This window comes from Paenibacillus amylolyticus (assembly GCF_050990605.1).
GTDB classification, from domain to species: Bacteria; Bacillota; Bacilli; order Paenibacillales; family Paenibacillaceae; genus Paenibacillus; species Paenibacillus amylolyticus_H.
Map to the genome: position 1 here is coordinate 4,688,085 of NZ_CP158832.1, position 21,401 is coordinate 4,709,485.

At 47.5% G+C, this 21,401-nt stretch carries 18 protein-coding genes; 4 read left to right on the top strand and 14 right to left on the bottom strand.

Features of this window, described 5'->3' with window-relative positions; genetic code table 11:
• Positions 1-2 precede the first annotated feature (2 nt).
• Together ABTV53_RS20800 and ABTV53_RS20805 are read right to left on the bottom strand one after the other, a co-directional pair.
• Complete coding sequence (locus ABTV53_RS20800; RefSeq protein ID WP_036617317.1) at positions 3-509, bottom strand: cation:proton antiporter regulatory subunit; 507 nt, start codon at positions 507-509, stop codon at positions 3-5.
• Entirely contained in the window at positions 499-972 is a 474-nt protein-coding gene (locus ABTV53_RS20805) for a GreA/GreB family elongation factor (RefSeq protein WP_076216429.1), read from the bottom strand. Before ABTV53_RS20805 ends, ABTV53_RS20800 begins: the two co-directional genes overlap by 11 nt.
• A gap of 388 nt (positions 973-1,360) precedes the next feature.
• On the opposite strand from ABTV53_RS20805, the gene gdhA reads away from it, so the two are divergent.
• The 3 genes from gdhA (at position 1,361) to ABTV53_RS20820 (ending at position 4,772) form a co-directional block, all read left to right on the top strand.
• Positions 1,361-2,746, top strand: a complete 1,386-nt coding sequence (gene gdhA / locus ABTV53_RS20810; RefSeq protein WP_433745984.1) for an NADP-specific glutamate dehydrogenase — start codon at positions 1,361-1,363, stop codon at positions 2,744-2,746.
• A 154-nt stretch (positions 2,747-2,900) separates the two neighbouring features.
• Complete coding sequence (locus ABTV53_RS20815; RefSeq protein ID WP_433745987.1) at positions 2,901-3,473, top strand: DUF421 domain-containing protein; 573 nt, start codon at positions 2,901-2,903, stop codon at positions 3,471-3,473.
• Positions 3,474-3,917: 444 nt separating this feature from the next.
• The gene (locus ABTV53_RS20820; protein ID WP_433745990.1) at positions 3,918-4,772 is read left to right on the top strand and encodes a pentapeptide repeat-containing protein; all 855 of its coding nucleotides are present in this window, start codon (positions 3,918-3,920) and stop codon (positions 4,770-4,772) included.
• A 159-nt stretch (positions 4,773-4,931) separates the two neighbouring features.
• On the opposite strand, the gene ABTV53_RS20825 is transcribed toward ABTV53_RS20820, so the two are convergent.
• The 6 genes from ABTV53_RS20825 to ABTV53_RS20850 all read right to left on the bottom strand — a co-directional run bounded on the left by ABTV53_RS20825 (position 4,932) and on the right by ABTV53_RS20850 (position 9,713).
• Positions 4,932-5,909, bottom strand: a complete 978-nt coding sequence (locus tag ABTV53_RS20825; protein ID WP_372238418.1) for a diaminopimelate dehydrogenase — start codon at positions 5,907-5,909, stop codon at positions 4,932-4,934.
• 213 nt (positions 5,910-6,122) lie between these two features.
• On the bottom strand, positions 6,123-6,704 hold the full coding sequence (locus tag ABTV53_RS20830; protein WP_433745993.1) for a hypothetical protein: 582 nt from the start codon (positions 6,702-6,704) through the stop codon (positions 6,123-6,125).
• 32 nt (positions 6,705-6,736) lie between these two features.
• A complete protein-coding gene (locus tag ABTV53_RS20835; protein ID WP_017687030.1) occupies positions 6,737-6,883 on the bottom strand; it encodes a hypothetical protein in 147 nt (48 codons plus the stop codon).
• Between the two features lie 50 nt (positions 6,884-6,933).
• Positions 6,934-7,917 (bottom strand): alpha/beta fold hydrolase, encoded by a 984-nt coding sequence (locus ABTV53_RS20840; protein ID WP_433745995.1) that lies wholly within the window; start codon positions 7,915-7,917, stop codon positions 6,934-6,936.
• A gap of 233 nt (positions 7,918-8,150) precedes the next feature.
• Positions 8,151-8,906: an exodeoxyribonuclease III gene (locus ABTV53_RS20845; protein ID WP_036617303.1), complete on the bottom strand. Its 756-nt coding sequence runs from the start codon at positions 8,904-8,906 to the stop codon at positions 8,151-8,153.
• A gap of 249 nt (positions 8,907-9,155) precedes the next feature.
• Positions 9,156-9,713, bottom strand: coding sequence for a GNAT family N-acetyltransferase (locus tag ABTV53_RS20850; RefSeq protein WP_433745999.1), 558 nt, complete (start codon positions 9,711-9,713; stop codon positions 9,156-9,158).
• Between the two features lie 164 nt (positions 9,714-9,877).
• Between ABTV53_RS20850 and solA the strand changes: the two genes are divergently transcribed.
• Positions 9,878-11,014 carry an N-methyl-L-tryptophan oxidase gene (gene solA, locus ABTV53_RS20855; RefSeq protein ID WP_433746002.1) on the top strand — a complete coding sequence of 379 codons (1,137 nt, stop codon included), beginning with the start codon at positions 9,878-9,880 and terminating at the stop codon, positions 11,012-11,014.
• 130 nt (positions 11,015-11,144) lie between these two features.
• Here the strand turns inward: solA and ABTV53_RS20860 are convergent, their stop codons facing one another.
• The 6 genes from ABTV53_RS20860 to ABTV53_RS20885 all read right to left on the bottom strand — a co-directional run bounded on the left by ABTV53_RS20860 (position 11,145) and on the right by ABTV53_RS20885 (position 21,301).
• Positions 11,145-12,989: an RICIN domain-containing protein gene (locus ABTV53_RS20860; protein ID WP_433746005.1), complete on the bottom strand. Its 1,845-nt coding sequence runs from the start codon at positions 12,987-12,989 to the stop codon at positions 11,145-11,147.
• Positions 12,990-13,032: 43 nt separating this feature from the next.
• A complete protein-coding gene (locus tag ABTV53_RS20865) occupies positions 13,033-14,367 on the bottom strand; it encodes an AbfB domain-containing protein (RefSeq protein ID WP_433746008.1) in 1,335 nt (444 codons plus the stop codon).
• A gap of 448 nt (positions 14,368-14,815) precedes the next feature.
• Complete coding sequence (locus ABTV53_RS20870) at positions 14,816-17,854, bottom strand: beta-galactosidase (RefSeq protein WP_433746010.1); 3,039 nt, start codon at positions 17,852-17,854, stop codon at positions 14,816-14,818.
• A 134-nt stretch (positions 17,855-17,988) separates the two neighbouring features.
• Positions 17,989-19,485 carry a glycoside hydrolase family 30 protein gene (locus tag ABTV53_RS20875; protein ID WP_433746013.1) on the bottom strand — a complete coding sequence of 499 codons (1,497 nt, stop codon included), beginning with the start codon at positions 19,483-19,485 and terminating at the stop codon, positions 17,989-17,991.
• Between the two features lie 90 nt (positions 19,486-19,575).
• On the bottom strand, positions 19,576-20,421 hold the full coding sequence (locus ABTV53_RS20880; RefSeq protein ID WP_062835736.1) for a carbohydrate ABC transporter permease: 846 nt from the start codon (positions 20,419-20,421) through the stop codon (positions 19,576-19,578).
• Positions 20,414-21,301, bottom strand: a complete 888-nt coding sequence (locus ABTV53_RS20885) for a carbohydrate ABC transporter permease (protein WP_421892446.1) — start codon at positions 21,299-21,301, stop codon at positions 20,414-20,416. The genes ABTV53_RS20880 and ABTV53_RS20885 overlap by 8 nt, the downstream gene beginning before the upstream one ends.
• Between the last annotated feature and the right edge of the window lie 100 nt (positions 21,302-21,401).

Consider the following 21,401-nt stretch of genomic DNA (forward strand, 5'->3'; position numbering starts at 1 on the left):
GGCTAAGTCCGTCCATCAGTCAACAATTGTTTGAGATGTTTGATCTGATTCCGTTCACCGGCAACTACAATTGTAGCTCCAGCGGTAAAAGCATAATCCGGGCCTGGATTAAAATGCTTCTCCTTATCCTTGGTCACAACAGCGAGAATAACGGCGCCCGTAGCCTGACGGATATCCAGTTCACCAATCGTCATGCCAACGCTTGCGGCGTGAGGTTCAATTCGCAGCCATTCGATTAACAGCCCTTCAAGCATCACTTCACGCTCATCCTGAAACTTCGGTTTATAGGTCATACCACCAACGATGGCGGCTACTGCCCGGGCTTCATCATCGTCCAGGGTGACAAGTGATACCATATCGCCCACCTCTTCAGGCGTATCCCCTGACTCCATATGGAACAGGTCACGTCGCTCGTCGTTATGAATCACAATGACCAAGTGCTCACCACTACGGGTATGCAGCCAGTATTTACGCCCAATCCCTGGCAAGTCTGTCTCTTTAAAGTGCATGATCTGCACCCCCTAGGGCCGGCTCGTTCAAGGTTTCGCTCCTCAGCTCAATCCCCGTGATGCGGATTCTCATGGAACCTGATGGTGTATGAACAGACCTAACTTCCCCTACACTGCCAAGCAGTAATTGACTCCCTACTGGAGAGAGGAAGGAAATACGCCCCTCATCAGGATCGGTATCTTCTGGCATAACAATCATGAACGAATCTGATGTATGAAAATCGAGATATTCAAAATCAATATGACTGCCGATCAATACAGCCGAGTCCAGATCTTCATCCGGGCCCAGGAGCAGTTTTTCCACATACTCCGTATATGCCGACAGTTGTTTTTCCAACTGTATCCGCTCTGGATCGCGCACGTCGAAATAGGCGTCGAGAAATGTTCTTTTCTCTTCACCGAATGTAAATAGCTGGCTCACCAGCTTCTCTCTGCAATTATGGCGGGAAGTCCTATGGTTCATAGTAAATTTCACCCCCTATACAAGCCTTGTTCTCCATGTTGATTGGCATGTTTCTCTTCATCATCTTGTTTTCCTCCTTTATATTATAAAAAGACCCCGGGATACGAGACCTTCTTACCATCTTACCAAAACTAATATTTTAATCCAGTATATTCGTCTAACTTGCTTTTTTATTATCATTTGTGGTCATATCTTCCATTTAATAACTTAATTCTTCACATCATGTGGTAGATCCATAGAACATTTTAATTACTGCATAAAAAACATTTTATGAATTTTCATCTCGTATTTTTATTTGCTTTCCTGTATATTTAACTACAAACTTTTATTCAATTTATGCAAATAAGCCTCTACAGACTTTAACACAATAAAGGAGTGCATCGAAAAAGTGTCCACGATAACAAAAGAAACTACAGAGTCCGTTCAAGTTACTGCCGCAGATTATGTTCATTCCGTTTACGAGTCGGTTGTCGCCAGAAATCCGTACGAAGACGAGTTCCATCAGGCTGTCAAAGAAATTCTGGATTCCCTTATTCCTGTTATTGAAGCACACCCCAAGTATAAGAACCATAGTCTGTTGGAACAGCTTGTTGAACCCGAACGTGTAATCACATTCCGTGTCCCATGGGTAGATGATCAGGGCAAAGTTCAGGTTAACCGTGGATTCCGGGTGCAATTCAACAGTGCCATTGGCCCTTACAAAGGTGGACTTCGCTTCCATCCTTCTGTATACTCGGGCATCATCAAGTTCCTTGGCTTCGAACAGATCTTCAAAAATGCTTTGACCGGTCTGCCCATTGGCGGTGGTAAAGGCGGTTCTGACTTCGATCCCAAAGGAAAATCGGATCTGGAAGTCATGCGTTTCACGCAAAGCTTCATGACAGAGCTGTACAAATATATCGGTTCCGATACGGATGTACCGGCAGGTGACATTGGTGTAGGCGCACGGGAAATTGGTTACATGTTCGGCCAATACAAACGTATCCATGGCGGGCATGAAGCAGGCGTGTTGACAGGAAAAGGACTGCTGTACGGAGGAAGCTTGGCACGTAAAGAAGCAACTGGCTTCGGCTGTGTGTACTTCGTGAAGGAGATGCTGCAATCCAAGGGGCTCAGCTTCCAAGACAGCACAGTCGTTGTCTCTGGCTCTGGTAATGTGTCCATCTATGCCATTCAGAAGGCCCAGGAGCTTGGAGCTACAGTCGTGGCGTGTAGTGACTCAGGTGGCTACATACACGATCCACAAGGCATCAACCTGGATACCGTGAAACGTCTGAAAGAGGTTGATCGTCTTCGCATCAGCGAATACATCAAAGAACATCCGCATGCTACATATACCGAAGGCTGTGAAGGCATCTGGTCTATCCCTTGTGATATTGCTCTTCCATGTGCGACGCAAAATGAGATCGATGAAGAAGCTGCGGCCCTTCTAATCAAAGGTGGCGTGAAGGCCATTGGCGAAGGCGCGAATATGCCTTCCACCCTGGCTGCCATTGACGTCTTCCACGGCGCAGGCGTGCTGTTCGGTCCAGCCAAAGCGGCTAATGCCGGCGGTGTAGCCGTGTCTGCTCTTGAAATGTCACAGAACAGCATGCGGTTGTCCTGGTCATTTGAAGAAGTAGACGCCAAGTTGCATGACATCATGAAGAACATCTACACCAGCTGTGTAGAAGCTGCTGAAGAGTATGGCTGTGAAGGCAACCTCGTAGCCGGAGCGAATATCGCCGGTTTCCTCAAGGTAGCTGATTCCATGATTGCTCAAGGTGTAGTTTAATACTAATAGGAATGATATAGAATAACTTTAATCAGCAAGCGTCTCTCAGTAATCAACAGAGAAACGCTTGCTGATTTGTTGTATAAACGTTTCATCTCCAGAACAAGCTACCTTTAACGAAAAAAGATAATATTTGAATTAAAGGAGAATCACCATGGACTGGATATGGAAATCCATTTTGTTAGTACTCGTAGGTATGATTCTTCTACGAATTGCAGGGCGCAAATCAATCTCACAAATGAATGTCGCTACTACAGTCATCATGATCTCAATCGGTACAACCATTGTGCAACCTGTTGCAAATCATGAACTAGGAAAGGCAATTGGGTCAGCCACCGTTTTTATTGCAACACTGCTCTTGGTAGAGAGACTAAAGATTAAATTTAATCTGTTCGAACGGTTATTGAGCGGAAGCTCCAAAATCGTGGTAGAGAATGGTGAGATCAGCATCACTAATTTAAAAAAAATGCGTTACACCGTAGATCAGTTAGAAACCCAGTTACGACTAAATGGAATATCCAACCTGAGCGATCTGGAGATAGCAACATTGGAACCGAATGGCCAACTTGCTTATGCTCTAAAGCCGCACGCTCGTCCCGTCACCATGGGTGATTTGGAAAAACTGTTGGGAGGCACTCCCAATCTAACAAATACCAATTCGAATGATATCTTTCAGGAAGTAAGTACGGGCAGTCATACGTATCCTATCGATCCCGAGCTAGAATAACCCTGTGCGGATATACTGATCTGCTGACCTACCATGCATGATAATTCATCTGTATTCCCTCTTGATAGGGTAACCACATGAGATGAAACAAACCGCTCTCCCCGATGATGGAAGGCGGTTTGTTTCATCTATATGTTCACTAGGGCATGATTAATCGCATATCTTCCATCCTGTCTATAGCCACACAACAACTCGTTATCAATACTGCAATCCATACACGAATTCCCTTCTTCCTTGTATGCATTTGTTGTCCTCCACATGAGGAGTAGCTCATATACTTTCTCCCTTGAGTAACTCAATTGTAAAGGCAACTCACTCGGCTTCTTCCCTACCTTCGATGGATAGAACGAGAAAACTGATTAGAATTGCTCTAATCGCAAGGCAATGGTACAGTGGTACTGACGTAATTCCATCTATTTGTACTATTATAAGGAAGTGTTTACATTGTCTAACCAACCATTTGCCAGCACTGCGAGTCCTCATCTTAGCGCAGACTGTGAGCAATGTTTTGGCCTGTGCTGTGTTGCCTTGCCCTATGGCAAGTCATCTGACTTTGCTTTTGATAAAGCCAGCGGCACACCCTGTCCCAATCTGCGCACGGACAATCGCTGCGGTATCCATACCAAGCTTCGGCAGAAAGGGTTCAAAGGTTGCACGGTATATGACTGTTTCGGAGCTGGACAGAAGCTGTCCCAAGTGACCTACGCGGGCAAAGATTGGCGTGATCATCCAGAGTCTGCAAACGAGATGTTCGATTGTCTGCCTGCCTTGCGACAACTTCACGAGTTGCTCAGTTATATGAAGGAAATGATGATGAGACCGGAGACGTCATCCCTTCACTCGGCATTTGGTGAGTTATATGAGGAGGTTGAGCGCTTGAGCAATCTGGAGCCTGCGGCTCTTCTCCGTCTGGACATCGCCAGTTATCGGTCCAGTGTGAATCAACTCTTGGTCCAGGCAAGTGAGATGGTACGCGCGAATGTGCCACCCACCGCTCATGGACAAGGGAAGTCGAAGAAGAGTAAAAAACGTTCCGGAAGTGACTTTTTTGGTGCCAATTTAAAAGGGGCTGACCTAAGGGGCGCAAGCTTCCGAGGGGCTTTAATGATCGCAGCCGATCTCCGAAATGCAGATACACGAAATGCGGATTGGATTGGCGCAGACTTGCGGGATACGGATCTGGGCGATGCAGACCTGAGAGGTGGCATCTTCCTGACGCAATCCCAGATTAATGCAGCCAAAGGTAATGTGAATACCAAGTTGCCGGATCATCTTAACATTCCCTCACACTGGGTGTAGGATGCCTTTTCCACAAGAGCACGAGCAGGGATACAGGCAGGAATATACCTGCTAATTCATATGAATGTATGAATCGTATACAACAACAGCCAAAAAAACAGCTCGTCCTGTACATCCAAGGACGAGCTGTTTCTATAAAATCACTGGAATGAAGCAGAATTACAACAAGTCGCGGCGGAGATCTTCAGCCGATTTTGGAGACAAATGACCGAGCGGAATATCAAATACCGTTTTCGCTCCCTTATGTCCTTCCACGCTCAAGCGTTGTGCGGCTCTTGCATACGCTACAAGTACGCTTGCTGTAAATTCAGGATTGCTGTCGAGTTTCAGACCAAATTCAATAATTTGCTTTTGACCGGCACCTGTAACCCCACTGCGAATAACAAATCCACCATGCGGCATACCTTCATGCTCGGATTTCAATTCTTCTTCGCTAATGAACGTTACAGTTGTATCGTAATCTGCAAAGTAGTTAGGCATCGACACAATCGTCTCACGGATCTCATCCTGATTAGCACCATCTTCTGCTACCACATAACATTGACGCAGATGTTTCTCACGTGTAGACAGCTCTGGTGTCTCCCCTGCACGAATGCGGTTGATCACCTCTTCAACAGGTACAGTATACTGTACACCCGCCTTAACGCCTGGAACACGACGAATAGCATCCGAGTGGCCTTGGCTCACACCTTTGCCCCAGAACGTGTACTCTTTTCCTTCTGGCAGGATGGACTGTGCAAGCAGACGGTTCATGGAGAACAAGCCTGGGTCCCAACCTGTGGAAATGACACTTACGTGACCGCCTTGCTCTGCCGCAGCATTAACTTCCTTGTAGAATTCAGGAATCTTCGCATGTGTATCGAAGCTATCTACCGTATTGAACAACTTGGCAATGGCTGGTGTCTGCTCTGGAAGGTCGGTTGCAGAACCACCACAGAGGATCATAACATCAATCTTGCCTATGTATTGCTCCGCTGCAGAGATATGCTCAAAACGTACTTCTGTGCTTTCAGCGACCATCTGCTCCGGATTACGACGTGTAAACACAGCAATCAGTTCCAGATCCTCGTTCTGGGAAATGGCTTTCTCTACACCTTTACCCAAGTTACCGTAACCAACAATACCCACTCTAATCATGTTCAATCCTCTCCTGTCTTCTTCTATAGTTGTCTATTACTCTGTTTATAATGATATAACATACCATGTAACCTGTCAGGTTTCCAGTTCGAAATAAAAATACCTTGCAGCGGTGCAGCAATAATGCGGCTCCGTATGCAAGGTATTATGGCGTTCATTCGTTATTTTAGGAAGGCAGAAAGCAGGAAAGAAAAATAGCCCCTTATCTTCTGCTTATGATTCTGTCCAGGTCAACGTCAGTTCAATGACGCCTTCCTGTCCCGCCAATGTTCCTCCAATCAAGGACCAGACATCCTGCGTTTCCGGATCGGTTCCCTGAATGATAATATTTTTGTCATCGATCGTCTGACCCGCATCCGTCAACTTTTTGGCGTTGAAGTAATCTTTATACAGCTCAGATACGGTTTTCATATCTTGTTCAGTGGAGATAATCACCATGGCCGATTGCTTGCCTTCATTCTCCCCAGAATTGGCTAAACGAATCGTTGCATCTTCCGGCATTGGGAAATCACTTGGCAAGTTCTCCGGCAACTCATTGGTTCCAGCAGCGGCTTCCTCACCACTATCTGAATCGGAGTCGGCTGGCGCAGTCTTACCCTCCATCTCGGTCACTGCACTTGTTGTTGCTTCGCTTGCACCTTCATTAGTCGCTTGTTCACCAGTTCCGGAGGTAACTTCGGTGTCCACCTTCTCAGTATCACCTGTCGGTTCGTCTGCCGCGCTGCTGCAAGCACTCAAGGCCACCATCATCGCTAATGCCGCACAGGCCAACACATATTTCCTTCTCTTTACCATCCGTTACCACTCCTTCATCTTCATTTTATGTGCTAATCACGTTCAAACGGCTGGATCACAGGCACCGCATGAACGTTATTCTTAACCCATATCACAGATACAGATAATACACTTAAAGACAATAAACAACTGGCTACGAGTATAGACAGGAATCGGGTGATTACTTTAAACTTTTTCATCCATCCCTCCTCCTCATCCTGTTCATCATGTGTTTGTGGAATCATATTACTCATAGGTCACTGGACGGTGTCACTAATTTCATGATCTCGGCAGCGACAATATCCGGTTGACTGTTGTGGATGTAATGCTCGGCGTGAGGGACAATCTGCTGGGTTCCTTGTCTGGACCATGAAGCAAATTTCACTTGATCTGCCTGCCATGCCCGACTCCCCTCACTGGGTTGATCTGATCCGGCTGTCAGGATCGTCAGAGGGAAAGGAAACTCCTTTTTGTTCTCCAGCACACGTAATGCGTTGATCTTGGAATGACGAATCTCATCCATCACGTTGTCATTGTATGCATGCTTCAGGGTAGCAATGGTGGCAGCCTTTTTCATCGGCGCAGAAACCAACTCCGGGTCAATGACCAGTGTTGCCATCATCTGATCCGAATGCAGCAATGTACGCGCAATTCCTGTTTTAACCAGGAATCGGACTGAAGTAAAATACCATTCGGGCGTATCCATTTCCACCGTACTGTAATATTCAGGACTACCTCCATCGATCATGACCATACCGGCTACCTCATCAGGATACCTTTGCGCAAACCGCAGTGTCTCCAGCGCACCCAGGGAGTGACCGACCATAATGTAAGGCGGACGTTGACCGGATGTGCGCAGCAATTGGTGGATCTCTTCCGAGATGGTATCAACATCACGAGGTTCATCTGTATAGTCGCTGTATCCATACCCGAACCGATCATATACCGCAATTTTCACCTGTGATTTCAACTTGTCATATAGCGGACTGAAATCCACATATGGATTGGGTGTCCCCCAGCCTGAGGCAAACACCACGGTTACCTCTCCTTTGCCAGCGGTGTAGAGGTGCATGTTGCGACCACTCACTTCATAATACTTGCCTGGCGGGGGATAGGACTTCATATCCTGCGTGGATTGATACGCTTCGTACGCTGTACCTGCCAGCAGCAAAAGTCCTGTAGCAAGCATGATGCCTCCCAGCACCTTTAACCCTCTCCGTAACCCCTTCTTCATCTTCTCTACCCCTTATCCCAAAGGTTCATCTATATATGTATGCTTCAATCGTACCCAAGAAATAGCGGGATTGAAACAATCCCGAGTCCAGTCCTTTCCCCAACCAAAGTCCAGTCTCATTCCCCTACCTATGACACAAAAGAAACTGCAAATCTCCCATTCAGGAAACTTGCAGTTCATCTAGACTTGTATTATAAAATTCATACCTCAATCCATCTCAAGTTGTTCCTTACCTATAATTGCAATGTAAGACCCACCGGGCAATGATCACTGCCCATCACATGGCAATCGATATGTGCATCCGCTACCTTCGGTGCCAATTGATTGGATACGAGAAAATAATCAATGCGCCATCCCACGTTCCGTTCTCTGACTTTTGGCATATAAGACCACCAGCTGTACACATCCGTACGATCCGGATAGAGATGGCGGAAGCTGTCTACATACCCGGAAGCAAGCAAATCGGTCATCTTGCCACGCTCTTCAAGGGTAAATCCCGAGTTGCCCAGATTGGGCTTCGGATTCTTCAGGTCAATCTCCTGATGAGCCACATTCAGGTCACCACAGACGATAACCGGCTTGGTCTGCTCCAGTTGCAGAATGTACCCCCGGAATCGATCCTCCCATTCCAGACGGTAAGGCAGCCGGGTCAGATCCCGCTTCGCGTTAGGGGTATAGACGTTCACCAGATAAAACTCATCATACTCCAGTGTAATCATCCGGCCTTCCGGCTCGCTGTCCTCCTCCATCCCGTAACGAACGGATAAAGGCTTGATTCGGCTAAATACAGCCGTGCCGGAATATCCTTTTTTGATCGCATAATTCCAATATTGATAAACATCTTCCCCCAGGTCCATCTCAATCTGTCCGGCTTGTAATTTGGTCTCCTGAAGGCAGAAAATGTCCGCCTGACTCTCCTGATAATAATCCATGAATCCTTTGGTAACACATGCCCTTAAGCCATTCACATTCCAGGACACCAGCTTCATATCCTCATCTCCTCACATCTCTCCAATATAGCACGGGCGAATTCAGGAGGACAAGGTTCACGACATGGAAATGAGATGAAGTTCGCTCAGAGCAAGTTATCAGCTAGGACGATCTGCCAAATCAGATATGGACAATACACCCCTCCACGAGGGGTAAAATGAAAAAGACCGGAGCAGTATCCGGTCTTCATTCGGCCGCAGGGAAGTGCGGCCTTGTGCCTTAGTGCAATCCTTATGGGGCTAGCTTGACTATATTTCACCTCGTAACTTGGAGAACACCGCAAGGTCAATATATCTGCCTTTCTCGAACTCATGTTGTCGCAGTACACCCTCCTGTTGAAAATCAAGCTTGTGTAACAGGCTAATTGACGCCTCGTTCTCCGGTTCAACCTTTGCTTCGATCTTGTTGAGCTGCATGCTTGTAAATCCAAAATGTAACACAGCATGGGCCACTTCCGTCATCACACCGCGCCCCCAGAAAGAGGAACACAAGTCGTATCCGATCTCTGCACGATTATGTACATCTTCATAGTTCAGGAACCCACAGGTTCCGATCACCTTACGAGTTTCACGGTCTTCAATCATCCAGCGTAAACCCGTGTGTTCCTTGAAAATCTTCGTATACCAGTTCATCTCACCCTGTGCATCCTCCACGGATTCAAAGGGAGTGAATGGCATATATTGAACCACAGCTTCATCGGAATATAACGCGAGCAGATCATGGCTGTCCCCAGCCTCTGCCGACCGGAGGATGAATCGTTCTGTCTGAATTAATGGAAATAGATCAAACCTAAATTGCTCACTCATGCGAGGTCTCCTTTGCAACATTCATTATATAAGTCATTTTACTATTAATATGTTCTATTAACATCTCTCTCTTCTCTATAAGATGTTCTATTGACTATTAAAAGTAGGGAGACTACATTATGCTTTAGAAGACTAACATTGGAAATAGACTAGGAGGCGGAACCATGACCACACCATCATATGACGTTATTATCGTTGGAGCCGGCTCCATGGGTATGAGTGCGGGTTATTATCTATCGCGCAGTGGATGCAAAACTTTATTAATTGATGCCTTTGATCCTCCGCATACGGAAGGAAGCCATCATGGAGATACCAGACTGATGCGCCATGTGTACAGTGGTGGGCCTGACTATATTGCCATGGCAGTACTAGCACAGAAGTTATGGCACGAGCTGGAGGAAACGACTGGGGACCAACTGTTTGTTCCTTCCGGTGTAATAAATGTGGTTGATCCAGAGATTCATTCCTTTCGCAACCGATTAAGCCATGCAGATGATGCAGGCATTCGTTATGAAACGTTGCATGCAACCGAGGTGATGAAACGCTGGCCAGGTATTACAATACCTGAACATTACGAGGGCATGTATGAGCCTGATGCGGGTTATCTGTATAGTGAACCCTGTATTCGTGCCTTTCGCAAGGCAGCCGTGGCTCATGGTGCTACCTTGTTAACTCACACACGTGTTGAACATATCGAATACGGACCACATTCCGTTACAGTTCAGACTTCAGGTGGTGATACATACCATGCAAATCAAATCATCCTGAGCGCTGGCGCCTGGTTTCAGACATTGAAACCTTTCGTGGATCTCCCGATCCAGGCAGTGCGTAAAACGGTTGGATGGTTTGATGCACCAGAAGCCTTATACGGAGAGGCACACTTCCCCGGTTTTACACTGGCAGGAAAAGAAGGTACATATTATGGATTTCCAAGCATGGGCGGATCAGGTCTGAAGATGGGTCGTCATGATACAGGTCAGGTGTGGACACCAGGAAGTACAATGGCTCCATTTGGTACGGAAGAAACGGACGAGGGGGATCTGCGCAGGCTGCTCGAACTTCATATGCCTCAGGCAGCTGGAGAATTGAAACGTGGTAGTGTATGCAAATATGAATTCACTTCGGATGAAGATTTTATTATCGACCGACACCCTGCCCATGAACGTGTGTGGCTCGCAGGTGGTTTCTCCGGTCATGGCTTCAAGTTTGCAAGTGCCATTGGACAGATTCTATCCGACTTGGTGCAAACGGGGCACACGGATCAGGATATTAGCAGGTTCGCCCTATCCCGTTTTCGTTAAGTACCAGCTGGGTGGATGAATATATGTATGTCTAAAATAGCTACTTTCCTTGAGGGTGCAGTGTCGCTTAGAGCACTGCACCTCCAAGAAAGAAGGACACGTAACAACGTTTAATTCATGCGTACTCACACTAATTAACTTTGACTAGGCTCCATTGCTGATTGGCCCCGCCATTGTCGGCCCACTGAATGGTTGAGGCACCCGCGGTTAGAGACCCTTGATTGATGTCAACCGTCAGTCCACTGTTTCGATTCGCAAGTACCACATATCCTCCCACATCAATTGGCAGCCATTGCTGATTATTGCCCCCGTTATCCTGCCACTGAATCAGAGCGGCTCCGCCTTGTGTAGAACCCGAATTCACATCCAGCAAAAGCCCACTGCCCACATTGCGGATGTTGTAATATCCGTTACCTGCGGACTCTAGCTTCCACTGCTGGTTGGCTGCTCCATTATCATTCCACTGAATGATTGTTGCCCCACCCGTAGAAGAAGCACCGTTAACATCAAGTGCAAGTCCACTGTTGCGATTGATTAATTTGTAGATGGCCCCGGATTCATATCCTGTACCGCCATTGTAAGTTGCACCGGAAATGACGTAGGTTGTGACCGAATTGGCCTTGGCCGTAGCGGTAAAGGTTTTGTTTTGCACCGAAATATTGGTCAGTTGCTGCAACTTCTCTGTTGAAGAAGTCCGGTATACTTGAGCAGACGTGCCTGTGTTCGTAAAACGACTGAGATCATAGGTTACCGTTGTATCCGTCGATTCCGAATTGGTTGTAACCAGTACTACTTTGCCGGAAGCTGCATCATAGGCTGCAAGGGTATTGGCATCACTCATGCCGATAATCTTGTACCCAGGACGAATAAATTTGCTGTAATTGCCCATGACATAATATTTTTGGTTCACGGTGTAACTGGTCGTTTGTGTATTGTTCAACACGTTCTTGAAAAATCCCCATCCTTCTGCACTATCGACGGCTTGCCAATACACCCATCCACTTGCGCCCATATTGCGAATATCCTTGAGGATAGTCCGTGACATCGTAAGACCGCTTGCATCCCCATCTCCATATTCCGAGGTCCACAGATGTTTGCCCGCAGACGTCGCTGTGTTACGCAAAGCAGTACGATTGCTGCCGCCATACGTATGGGTGTTAATCTGAGTGATCGCTGATTTAACCGCATTGCTGTAGCTGTTGAACGACACATTGGTATCATCGATACTGTATTCTTCTGGTGCGCTCAGCTTTGTGGACAGGCCCTTTGCATTCAACGAAGCTTGTACCTGACTCAGAATGGTGTTCTGATCCGCCCGGTCAAAGTGCATGCCCTCCTGGTCATTGCCCTGCTTCCACCACGTCGAGATCGGTTCATTTAGCGGAGTTACACTATCAAATGTGATCCCCCAGTTATCCCGAAAATGCTTCACAACCTCGGTTAAGTAATCAGCAAAATCATCGTAGTAATCGGGCTTGAGGTTGTTCCCACCATTGGCCGAACCGGACACATTACCACTGATCGTCATCCAGTATGGTGCGGAATTCGCAAAGGCTTCGATAACATTCACACCTTGCGCTTTGGCAGCTTGCAGCATATATCGTTGGTTTGCATCTGCATTCCAGTCATACACGCCGGGAGAAGGCTGGTAACCAGGAACGGCTTTGCGATATTCGAGGATATTGGATGATGGATTATCTCCGCCTCCAATGTTGTACCGCAGGATGTTCAGTCCCAGTCCGGTATTTGCATTGAACATTTTCTCCACATACTCATCCCGATTGGAATATTCTCCAACCACTTTGCCCCACCACGCGAGGGATGTTCCCCATCCTTCCATCGTCTGATATTGCTTCGATGGATCGGCAACAGCCGTGTAAGCTCCTGCAGCAGATACCTCTGTACCCAGACCCAGACTGCTTGTTAGCAGACTTCCTGCCAACAGCAGCGAACCCATTCGTTTTAACCACTTCATCTACTTCACTCCTTATTTTTATTTTCAAAAAAAAAAACACCTCTTACTGTGCGACCTCTCGGAAGGTCGCGTCTGACTTGTCGAGTGCAGTAACGACAGTTTCCAATTTCAACACATTATTGTAATGTCTCAGATACAGGTTCGGGTTATTAAACAAGGCATACGATGTCCAACTGGCGTTAGCAAGTCCATTGACACGTTTGAACGTGGCGTCATTTCGAAACGCAGCACTGCCATCATTTTTCACGAGTGCGATGTTGCCATTATTATTGCGCAGGAAATAACCCGGATAATTCATGGACTCAAACGAAATGCCTGTTGCATTCGACAGCCCGGGAACGATACGGAACTGTGCATCTTCCGTCGGACTCACATTGGCGTCGATTCGCGCCTGATAGTTGTAGTGACGAATAAAGCTGCCAGGTACATTGAAGGACTCCAGCTTGCGTATATCCCCCGGTTGTCCGGACTCTTTCAATACAGTCATATGCCGGACGAGTCCGGTAAGACCCGCAATCTCTTGCTTGGTACTCCAAGTCTGGAAATTGTCAGCAGAGTCGCTGTAATAATATTTTTGTGTCGCATAGCCGTCAAAGTAGATTCGCCAGGAACCATTATCCAGCTGAACAAGCGCCGGGCCTTCTACCCAAGAGCCCCAACCTGCCCAATCCCCTTTGCCTTTAAAGGTATAAGGACCCGTTAGCGAAGTGGCTGTCGCATATTCAATGTATTTGGTGGTCTCGTTTTTGGTAAACGCATGATAGGTTGAGCCTGTCTTCACGATAAACGTGTCGATATAATTGGGAGCAATGCCCGCCAGTTCAGTAGGTGAAGACCATGAGGTAGACGCTAGATTGCTTCCTGAAGCTGTGAGGACATAAGGTTTGAAATTCTCATAGTTGCCTGGGGAGAGGGACACGATAATGTTCAGACTGCCGTTGCTATCTTTGAACCATTCTGGTGCCCAGGTGTGTGCGATTGTGGTCGGTGTGGATAAGGTAATGTTACGGACAAATGTCCAGTTCACCTTATCCGGGCTGGATGCGATCCCAATGGTGTTACCCGACCAGTTCGTGGTGTAGACGACGTAATATAGACCATCTGTGTGCTTCATAATGCTGGGATCGCGAATCAGATCAGTCGGAGGTGTATAGGCTGGCCCTTTTAGCAAACCATAGTGGGTCGCATTATAGGATTCATAAATATACATATTGGACTCACTGGTGTTTGTAAAAGCTGATATCGTATAGACACTTGTTGCTGCTCTCGCTGTATTGGGGAATAACATTGTTAATAGAAGTAATGTTCCCAGCAGCAGGATCATTCCGGCTTTGAAACCGCTGAATCCTCTTGCTGCGTCTTTCCTCTTCGTTAACATCAGGTCATCTCCTTATCCATGATCGAATGAAATAATAAATTAGACTTAACATATCTTACGGACTACTGTTCAAATTCCAATTACATGAAGCATCACTCCCTTCACAGATCATGGATGAACAATTATCAGTTATGTAAACGGTTACAAATAATAAAGCTACAAATGTTTATCTCGCTTATTGTAAAAATCTGATAACCATAGTTCCCCAATTCACTTAGCCTAATTCACTCAGAAAACTGAATCAGATGACTCACAAACTCAGGTAAATTGGGCTAAGAAAATGAGGTGGTATGGTTGCGATAAAAGGTAAACTTATGCGGGATGTGATGCTGCTTTCTCGACCTAATCTACTTCTCTAAAAAATGCTCCAACTTGAACTCTCCCGGTTCAATTATCGTTCCCCGCCATAGTTGGATATGGGTAAGACATCTACCGACTAATACATGAACTACTCCAACATAACCCACGGATAACGGGATAATGCATCCAGCAGGAAACGTACATGTGTTGGTGTTCTGCCTTCTTCATCGAACAAAAGCAGTTCATTCTCTTCCTGTAGCCAAGCTACTGGAATTTTGTAATCCTCTTGCGGGCCAATCTGCCAGTAACGACCCAAATGATGTCCGTTCAGGTGGATGGTACCTTTGCTCATTCCCGTCAGGCGAAGCATCAGGTTCACTTTGTGGTGCTCGGCAATAGCAGGCTTCGCGAAACGCCAGCGGTACCAAGTGGGCTGAATGTACAAGTCTTGTGCTCGAAGGGGACTTGATGTAGAATGAGCCTTCTCGCTCACCGTAACACTCGACATACCCTCATCTGAAGAAGGGGTCACCCGATTGGCAGTACAATTGCCACTTTCCGCGATACCAGGCTGTGTCGTACGCTGGATTGCCCCCTGTACTTCACGTTGGATCGTTCCTTGCACTGCCTCGGATCTCTCCCATTGTTGCGGAAGTAATGCCTCCGTTCCTGCCATACGCCAATCTTTCAGTTCTCCCTGACTTGGATACGTGATCAGTTCCAGTCGATTCAGGGATGAACGGCTATACGGCATTTCCAGTGTATTCGTCTCTCCGGGCTTGATATACAGAGAAATGTCTAACGTCTGGAAGGCAAACCAGTCCTGATATCCCTCCATCGGAACTTCGATGCCATTGATACGAAGGCCTTTGCTCAAGGCACCCACGAGAATCGCCCGATCCATGCCATCCAGCTTAAAGCTTCTGCTCAGAAGTGGCGCCCCATGTATAGCGTTCACCTCATCGAGATGCACAAGTCCACTCTCCATATGCCAATCCCGACGAATATCCTGAACCTGGCCACCCAGATACACCGCACCAGCCAGACCTTTGCTCTCACCCAAATATGGAGAGAAGTTCAATCTGCCCATATGCTGCACCAGAATCTGAAGTGTATTCTTCCCTTGGGCCACCTGCAATTGCACACCTGCTGCCCCTACCTGACGCACGAATGCCTGCTGAACACCGTTAACGATGATTCTGGCAGTATCCTGGATATCCGGCAAAATGAGACTCTTCATTCCTTCAGTTGGACTCTCGAAATCACATTCGTATAATAGATAACCAAAATCTTGGCCATATCGGGAAAAGTCTTCTGGTTGTCCACTCGCAGAGCGTTGCTTCGCAGTTAACGTAATACGTGAGAGTTCAGGAAAATTAGACAACGTTGGCGCACTCGGCAATGTCCCTGGAAGTTGCTGCTGTGCTCCTGCAATAGACTCTTCGCTGGCAAAGAACTCGTGACCTGTTAACGTTCGTTCTCCATCGGTCCAGTCACCGAGCAGTGTAATTGTGCGATCCGGGTCCGTGATCATACCCTTGACCTGACCGGATGGCAACACGTCCACGTCATCGAAGCCGATTACATAACGTAGTCCCTTCTGATCGGTTGCTTCCAATCGCCATGTTCGATTCATCATCTCTTGATCCAGAATGACGAAACGGATTGGTGTGCCGTTTGCTTCCAGTTGGATCATGCCAGGCTCTTGGAAATGGAACAGATCCAGGCGGTGTACGTTCCTTGCTGAATCATGCTCAACCAGCACTTGCACCGTGCTACCTGTGACGTTCAATGCCCCAGCTTCCAGTTCAACAACGGACCGCTGCCCCGCAGATGCCACGATGAACAGGGTTAATTCTCCGTTGATCACCTCATTGCCCGTAATCAACGTACCCGCAGTCAGGTATACCTGTTCGGCAATCTGTACTCGATCCAACAATGGAACAATCTGTCCCGGATTCAGCGATACCGGAAGAGTCCGGCCGTCCTCCAACGTAATGTGCATCGTCTCGCGTTCATCCTTGTGACTCTCCAGGAACCAAATCTTCTGATTATCCGCCTGTCTGCCTCGTACAGATATGCCTTCAGGATGACGTACAACGATCTGTTCTTCCGGAATTTCCTCTGTTTCCATCAGAAGGGCTCCGAAAGCATGGACGAAATAGGACAGATTCTTGGTTACCGTATATTTCGGTGTCACCCGTCCATATTCGTTCAGCGGTGCATCATAGTCATAGGAAGTAATCATGAAGATGTCACTGCTGCCCATTGTTCTGCCGCCATATCCACCAAAATTGGTGCCGCCGTAGAACATGTAATGGCTGATTCCGGTATACCCGGCACGCAGGATCTCCATGATGCGTCTCTCCAGCAAAGGTGCCGTCTTCTGAATGGCCGAAGGTCCTCCCCAATTCTCAAACCATCCGGTCCAGAACTCCGTCACCATCTTCGGGGTGTCCGGCTGTTTGGCGCGGAGAGTTTCATAATGCCCGTCAGCCCCCGACCAGAAATTAGCCCCTTCAATCGTGCCTTCCGCCCCGCCAACGCAAGTGATCAGCGTAGAATCAATTCCCCGTTGTAACAATCCATCTCTCAGTGTATTCATATGGTCACTTGCTGCGGCGTCATCCATCAGATACCCGTATTCATTCTCCACCTGAACAAGAATGACCGTGCCCCCGGCTGATAACTGGCGCTCCCGAATAATGGGCACAATCCGGTCAAAATACAAATTTACATAGTGCAGATAGGTCTCATTATTTTCCCGGAATTTCACGCCGTTCTTTGTACCAAGCCAGTATGGAAAACCGCCAAAATCCCATTCCGCACAGATAAACGGACCCGGACGTGCGATGACCCACATGCCCAGTTCTGCGCACAAATCCAGAAATGCTCCGCAATCGTTGTCCCCTTCAAAGGACCACTGTCCTTCTTCGGCTTCATGCACATTCCACGCAAAATAGGTGTCGATGCAGTTCATGCCTGCCAGCTTTGCCTTCAGCAGAACTTCACGCCATTCCTCCTTCGGCATACGGAAATAATGGATCGTGGCACTGTTCAGAAATACACGCTCTCCATTTAAGAAAAAGCTGCGTGCATCGTATGTTAATTCAGATTGAACACCATTCTCAGCCCTGGCGATGTTCCTCTCCTGTTCCTGCAGCAAAAGGGATGCTTTCTCTGTCAAAGTTATCCCCTCCTTCTCTGTTTTTAGTTTCATATGCCCTGTGATTCATTCAATATAAGGTGAACTATCTCCGTTAAACTAAAAGCGATTTACACGGGTACTACGATTACAGAACAACTTTCCGATCGCTGTTATTACTTCGCCTGCAACGTTACGCCTTCCAGTACAACCGTTGTGATGGAATTGTCTGCCGTAGGCACTTCAAGTCCGTTGGCATACACCGGAATGTCTTCAAGCTGTTCCATGTTCCGATCCGGTGAAGTCTGGTACACCTGAGCGGTGGATGATTTTCCATACGTATACCCTTCCAGTTCAAACGCCGTTGTTCCCGCTGACAATTCATTACGAATCACCAGCACCAGTCTCTGACGTTCCGCGTCATAGGCTGCCATCGTGCGTCCACCATCCGTTGGAATAATCGTTGCACCGGGACGAATAAACTTCGTAAACTGGGCCATACCATAATACTGTTTGGTCATCTCATACTGCTCTTCTCCGTTAAAATTGGCGTGAATGAAGCCCCAATTGTTATTGGCCCCTTCATCTTCAACGGCCTGCCAGTATACCCAGGCGGATGGCTGCATGATTTTCAGATCAAACATGATCCGCTCTGCCAGTTCTTGTACCGAGGTCATATCCTCATGACTGTGCGGCTCGCTGCCGCCTGTGCCGTACTCGGACATCCACAGCTTCTTGCCATGGCGTTCTGCCAATGTGCGCAGTTCTTCCATTTTGCTACCATTATAGGAGTGGGTATTGATCTGCTGGATTACGTCCAGCGTATCCTGATCATAGAGGTTGAAATTGAACACCGTTTCATCAATGCTGTTATCGTCTGCAGCACTAATGACAGTTCCGTCCAGTCCTTTGCTCTTCAACGATGCAGCGACTTTCTTGATAATCTCGGCCTGTTTCTCATTGGTAAAATGACTGCCTTCCTGCATATTGCCTTTCTTCCACCAGTCAGAGGAAGGTTCATTAAGCGGATTCAGTGTGCGGAAGGTGATCCCCCACTCGTCCCGATAATGCTTCACAACTTCGGTCAGATAATCGGCAAATGCATCATACTGATCGTCACGCAGATTATTGCCGCCATCCACGGCTCCTGTAACCGATCCACTGATCGTCATCCAATAAGGTGGTGAATTGGAGAATGCTTCAGCAACATTCACGCCGCGCTCCATCGAGCCTTGTAATACAGCCCGCTGACCTGCATCAGCCTCCCAATCCCACTCTCCAGGCTCAGGCTGGAAGCCAGGTACATCCCCGCCGGGACGGAGGGCTTTCATCTCCGGATTCTCCTCACCGCCAATATTGTACCGAACGATGTTCAGACCTAATCCTTTCTCCGGATCAAAGACCAGATCCATCACTTCACTCACCTTCGCCTGATCTTTCCATCCGCCAAGATCGTTGGCCCACCAGGCAAGTGACGTGCCCCAGCCTTCAAAATGATCATAGGACTGATCCAGCTTCAGACGTACCGGTTCCTCTTGAAATACAAGTGTTTTGGATGATTCATTGGCAAAATGATTGATAACAATTCCTCCTCCTGCCAGCAGGGCAATCAGGGCTACACCCATGAGGATATAGTTCCGTTTGCTCCTGCTGCGTTGTTCTTTATGCGCCATGGGCTATACAATCCCTTCTCCATGTACGGTAATTACTTCGTTGACCTTCAACGTCAGGTTCAGTACATACACACATTACAGACACTTTGGTTACTTGATTCCGCTGCTTCCACCGCTAATGTTGGCTTCGTAGACATAACGTTGTCCGAACAGATATACCAGTACCATCGGAATAGTGAGGAACAGGGAAGCGATCATCACAAGGTTCCATGGTGGCATCTGCCCACCACCTACCGTAGTCAACAGCTGCACCCCAAGTGCCAGCGGCATTTTCTCCGGATCATTGATATAGATGAGCGGCCCCATGAAGTTACCCCAGTTATAGGAGAATGAGAAGATCGCAATGGCGGCCAGAATCGGATAAGTCAGTGGCATAATGATCTTCCAGTAGATTCCCGGGTGACCCATACCATCGATCATGGCGGCTTCATCCAGTGATTTTGGAATACTCATGACAAACTGCCGAATCAGGAATACGTTGAACGCTCCAGCGAAGAAGCTTGGTACGATCAGCGGGTAAAATGTATTAATCCAGTCCAGATGACGGAAGATGATGAACTGCGGTACCATCGTCACCTCACCCGGAATCATCATCGTACTGAGCAACACAATAAACAGGAAACGACTGCCTTTTGCCTTGATTCGGGCAAAGCCGTAGGATACGATCGAAGCTGATAATACCGATCCGATAATCGTAAAGACGGTAATGATGACCGAGTTTTTGAGATACGTGCCAAGATTGTTATTCGTGAAAATGGTATAAAAGTTCGACCATTGGAATTCCATCGGTACGAAGGTAAAGGCTGATTTGACGGTTGTTGCGTCACTTGCCAGTGCAATGGAGATCATGTACAGGAAAGGTGAAGCAAGCAGCACCCCGACCAGAATCAGAAAAATATAGGATATCGTCTTCTCCACAGTCGATGGATTACTCATTGGCTTTTCCCTCCTCGTAGTGCACCCATAGCGCCGATGAACGGAATACAACCAGTGTCAACGCCATGATGATGATGAATAGTACCCAGGCAATAGCCGATGCATATCCCATTTTGTAGAACTGGAATGCATTCTGGAACAGGTAAGGAACGACCATCTGACTTGAATTATCAGGTCCCCCGGCTGTGACGATGAAGACCTGCGCGAAGGTCTGGAGCGCCCCGATCATGCCGGTCACGAGATTGAAGAAAATAACGGGAGTCAGCATCGGGAATGTAATATGGAAGAACGATTGTGTACTTTTCGCACCATCGATGGCTGCGGCCTCGTACAGTTCCTGCGGAATGCCTTTCATCCCTGCAAGCAGCAATACCACGCCGCCTCCTACACCCCATAAGGACATGAGAATCAATGCAGGTTTAACCCAGTTCGGATCAAGAAGCCAGGAAGGACCCTGAATACCGAAGATCGCAAGTGCCTGGTTGATCAAACCTTCCGTTGGCGCAAGCAAGTGGATGAAGAGCAATGAACTTGCAACCACCGGAACAACGGAAGGCAGATAGAACAGAATACGGAAGAAGGTAATCCCTTTAATTTTCTTGTTCAGGTAATATGCAATCCAGAGCGAGATCGACATGCCTAGCGGAATGGATATCAGCGCATAGAAGAATGTATTGCCGACGGATTTCCAGAAGATCGGATCATCAGTCAGTAACGTTTTGTAATTGTCGATACCGATGAATTCAGGGGACTGGAACAAATCCCAATTCGTGAAACTCATATAGATGGAAAACAGGATCGGACCCAGGGTCAGCCCCAGAAACCCGATCAGCCAAGGCGAGATGAAGATGTAGAACCATTTCCCGTCCTTTTTTCTCACGTTAAGCCCTCCCATGACGCAGAGAGCAGATGGAACCCGCATTCACGCCGATTCCACCTGTCCTGCTGTCGCTGCTATTTGTGCATGTTCAGAAAAACCC

What these genes read in the sequence shown, in the direction of transcription:
- ABTV53_RS20800 (WP_036617317.1), bottom strand. Translation starts at nt 509, where the DNA reads ATGCACTTTAAAGAGACAGACTTGCCAGGGATTGGGCGTAAATACTGG.
- ABTV53_RS20805 (WP_076216429.1), bottom strand. Translation starts at nt 972, where the DNA reads ATGAACCATAGGACTTCCCGCCATAATTGCAGAGAGAAGCTGGTGAGC.
- ABTV53_RS20815 (WP_433745987.1), top strand. Translation starts at nt 2,901, where the DNA reads ATGGACTGGATATGGAAATCCATTTTGTTAGTACTCGTAGGTATGATT.
- ABTV53_RS20825 (WP_372238418.1), bottom strand. Translation starts at nt 5,909, where the DNA reads ATGATTAGAGTGGGTATTGTTGGTTACGGTAACTTGGGTAAAGGTGTA.
- ABTV53_RS20830 (WP_433745993.1), bottom strand. Translation starts at nt 6,704, where the DNA reads ATGGTAAAGAGAAGGAAATATGTGTTGGCCTGTGCGGCATTAGCGATG.
- ABTV53_RS20835 (WP_017687030.1), bottom strand. Translation starts at nt 6,883, where the DNA reads ATGAAAAAGTTTAAAGTAATCACCCGATTCCTGTCTATACTCGTAGCC.
- ABTV53_RS20840 (WP_433745995.1), bottom strand. Translation starts at nt 7,917, where the DNA reads ATGAAGAAGGGGTTACGGAGAGGGTTAAAGGTGCTGGGAGGCATCATG.
- ABTV53_RS20845 (WP_036617303.1), bottom strand. Translation starts at nt 8,906, where the DNA reads ATGAAGCTGGTGTCCTGGAATGTGAATGGCTTAAGGGCATGTGTTACC.
- ABTV53_RS20850 (WP_433745999.1), bottom strand. Translation starts at nt 9,713, where the DNA reads ATGAGTGAGCAATTTAGGTTTGATCTATTTCCATTAATTCAGACAGAA.
- solA (WP_433746002.1), top strand. Translation starts at nt 9,878, where the DNA reads ATGACCACACCATCATATGACGTTATTATCGTTGGAGCCGGCTCCATG.
- ABTV53_RS20860 (WP_433746005.1), bottom strand. Translation starts at nt 12,989, where the DNA reads ATGAAGTGGTTAAAACGAATGGGTTCGCTGCTGTTGGCAGGAAGTCTG.
- ABTV53_RS20865 (WP_433746008.1), bottom strand. Translation starts at nt 14,367, where the DNA reads ATGTTAACGAAGAGGAAAGACGCAGCAAGAGGATTCAGCGGTTTCAAA.
- ABTV53_RS20875 (WP_433746013.1), bottom strand. Translation starts at nt 19,485, where the DNA reads ATGGCGCATAAAGAACAACGCAGCAGGAGCAAACGGAACTATATCCTC.
- ABTV53_RS20880 (WP_062835736.1), bottom strand. Translation starts at nt 20,421, where the DNA reads ATGAGTAATCCATCGACTGTGGAGAAGACGATATCCTATATTTTTCTG.